Annotated in this window: 1 protein-coding gene; it reads left to right on the top strand. The window is 44.3% G+C overall.

What is annotated here, in order from left to right:
• Positions 1–59 precede the first annotated feature (59 nt).
• Positions 60–757, top strand: a protein-coding gene (locus tag AACQ81_RS04415; RefSeq protein WP_237388504.1) for an IS1 family transposase whose coding sequence is annotated in 2 segments (ribosomal slippage) — positions 60–309 and positions 309–757 — 699 coding nt in all. Because the reading frame shifts where the segments join, the coding sequence is not laid out codon by codon here.
• Positions 758–772 lie beyond the last annotated feature (15 nt).

The following is a 772-nucleotide window of genomic DNA, read 5'->3' as shown; positions in this document are numbered from 1 at the left end:
TGGGTCGTGACATCAATCTATTGAATCATGTATAGTCTGTCTATTTGGAGAACATTCAAATGGCAAAGATTGATGTGACTTGCCCCTCTTGTTCCGCCGTGAAAGGGATCCATCGCAATGGGCGTTCGCGTTCTGGTCACCAACGTTATCTTTGCCAATCCTGCCGTTACTCCTGGCAACTGGCGTTCACTTATGCCGCTTGTCGTCCCGGTACCCATAAACAAATCGTCGATATGGCTATGAATGGGATGGGGTGTCGGGCAACAGCACGAGTGATGGGGATCGGCCTGAATACCGTCCTTCGGCATTTAAAAAACTCAAACCCAAATCGGTAACAGAAGCGATAAAACCCGGCACCGAAGTGATTGTCTGTTGCGAAATGGATGAACAATGGTCTTACGTAAAGTCAAAGAAGCAGCCCCGTTGGCTCTTTTATGCCTACGATAGGATAAGACGAAAAGTGATCGCCCATGTTTTTGGCCCAAGAACCAAAAAGACATTAATGCGCCTATTGGCATTACTGGCTCCTTTTAACATTATCATTTATATGACAGATGGCTGGAAAAGTTATGAAAAAGCTCTCTCAGGGAAACGCCATGTGGCCAGCAAGCGTTATACCCAACGCATAGAGAGGCATAACCTAAATCTTCGTCAACATTTGGCAAGACTGACTCGCAAAACATTGTCTTTTTCAAAATCCATCGAAATGCATGACAGAATTATAGGATATTATCTGAACATTCATCACTATCAATAAATTAGAGTCACGACC

It is taken from the genome of Xenorhabdus sp. Sc-CR9, from assembly GCF_963897815.1.
Classification (GTDB): Bacteria; Pseudomonadota; Gammaproteobacteria; order Enterobacterales; family Enterobacteriaceae; genus Xenorhabdus.
This window is presented reverse-complemented; position numbering and strand designations above follow the sequence as displayed.